Raw genomic sequence first — 1,811 nt, 5'->3', positions numbered from 1 at the left:
CTACAACCCCTCGATTGCCTGGTCACAGGCCCAAACACAGCCGGCTGCTTGACAAGTTCCTTCCAGGGATGTCTCAATCATCGTAGAAGGTGCGGCTCAATCAGCAAGGTAGGCGCGGCTCAATCATGTAAGAGGGCTCAGCTCAATTAGCCACGCTCCGTTGATGGTTGAGCCGACGAGGAGCGAAGCGACGAGACGTGTCGAAACCTCCGCCGGCCGAACTCGCCAACGCAACCAACGGAGGTCCCGACACACCACTATCTCTATGAAGTTCTCAAAGAACACAAGCTCAATCACAACTCAGGCAGCATTCGGTAGTTCGTCGGCAAACCGCCTGTTGTACGCCGGAATCGGACGCCGACGTCGATCTACCACCTCAGGTGGGATCAACCACGGATGCGCATCCGGACCCATATACACATCCCACCCGTTGTGATGCACATCGGCATGACACGACGCACACAACAAACACCCGTTGGCAAGATCAGTGGCACCGCCATCCGACCAATGCGCAATGTGATGAGCCTGAGTGCGCGATGCCGGGGCACCGCACTTGATACAACACCGATCCCGCTCGAACAACGCTCGCCGCTGACTGGCGGTGAACAACCGTTTCGACCGACCCATATCCAACGGGACACGTTCGCCGTCGACGATGGTCATCACCACCACACCGTCACAACTGGTTTCCAACAAAGTGCTGTGAGTGATCGAACCACCGAACGCCAACGCCGACTTGTCGGGCGCGTCCGCGGGAACCGACAGGTTGATCAACGCCGCAGGTAGCGCGGTCACCGACCGCTCCCCCGCATCAGCGGCCATATCGAGCACCATCTCCAACGCGTCTGCGCGACGTCGGGGTGCTTCGCGGGGATCTTTCGAGCCATCCGGCTGGGGTACCGGGGCTGAGAGCTTCTCGATGGCCGTCGCGAGCTTTTCCCCGACAACAACATCCAGACTCCCCGAGACCGCGACCCGCCCATCATCGGTCCGCCCGATATCCAGGGCATTCAGGTTGCGGTCTTCCTTCGCCGGTCGTCCGCCCTCGGTATCCGACGAGTGATGATCCCCGAGCTGATGTGCCCGTGCCATCACCTCGGCCGGTTTCGCGCCGGACAACACCTGCGCCAACAGATCACCCTCGAACTCAGCCCAGGTCTCGGCAGTCGGAGCCTCCCCGGCGCGTAGTCCGATCTGGTTGAGTCCGCGCACGATCGCGTCGACATGCTCACCCGAGATTGCGCCGTCGGCAGCATGTTTCAGCGTGCGTTCCACCACCGCCGACGTCCCGATCCGCTGCATCCGCGCAGCGACGGCGGGCGCGAGTCCCATCTCGATCAGCAACGTGATCGGTTTGTGGCCGTGCCGTTGTGCCAAACCCAGCCGGTCGAGGTGACCAGCGCCGGCGGCGGTGAGCGAGTCGACGAGGTTGCGTATGGTGACCAGGTTCTGCATGTCCGCGAAGACGATCTGCCCGGTCGGATCGTCGTCGAAACGACAATTGGTGAGTATGTCGATCACGGTATCCAGCTCCCCCTGCATGTGTTCCATTGTAGCGAACGTATAGGCGATGACAGCCCGAATTCGCAAGTAGATCAATATTTGTGGATAGATTGTGAAAATCGTTCACCCTGGGGGTTCGGGTTCACCTGTGGGATGGTTGGGGACATTGTTAGCTGCGGAGATTTCGACTCGGGTCCTCGCTCTTCCGGCTCGGTCCCGGCTCAATCATCGTAGAAGGTGCGGCTGAATCAGCTACGCCCAGTGGGTGGTTGATCCAATGAGGAGCAGGTGGTCACCACCCAACGCAC

The 1,811-nt window shown here is 60.4% G+C and carries 2 protein-coding genes; one reads left to right on the top strand and one right to left on the bottom strand.

All coding sequences use genetic code 11. The features are described 5' to 3' along the window. Positions 1–300: 300 nt before the first annotated feature. On the bottom strand, positions 301–1,302 hold the full coding sequence (locus GD1_RS23845; protein ID WP_244883000.1) for an HNH endonuclease: 1,002 nt from the start codon (positions 1,300–1,302) through the stop codon (positions 301–303). Between GD1_RS23845 and GD1_RS25590 the strand changes: the two genes are divergently transcribed. Beyond that, positions 1,225–1,737 carry a hypothetical protein gene (locus GD1_RS25590; protein WP_244883002.1) on the top strand — a complete coding sequence of 171 codons (513 nt, stop codon included), beginning with the start codon at positions 1,225–1,227 and terminating at the stop codon, positions 1,735–1,737. The two genes, GD1_RS23845 and GD1_RS25590, sit on opposite strands and share 78 nt — an antisense overlap. The last annotated feature ends 74 nt before the right edge of the window (positions 1,738–1,811 follow it).

This window comes from Gordonia desulfuricans NBRC 100010, from assembly GCF_001485495.1.
Taxonomy (GTDB): domain Bacteria; phylum Actinomycetota; class Actinomycetes; order Mycobacteriales; family Mycobacteriaceae; genus Gordonia; species Gordonia desulfuricans.
The sequence above is the reverse complement of the archived record's forward strand: the minus strand, read 5'-3'. Positions and strand labels throughout refer to the sequence as shown.

Excerpts from the sequence above, each read along its gene's own strand:
- GD1_RS23845 (WP_244883000.1), bottom strand. The coding sequence starts at position 1,302 with ATGCAGCGGATCGGGACGTCGGCGGTGGTGGAACGCACGCTGAAACAT.
- GD1_RS25590 (WP_244883002.1), top strand. The coding sequence starts at position 1,225 with ATGCTCACCCGAGATTGCGCCGTCGGCAGCATGTTTCAGCGTGCGTTC.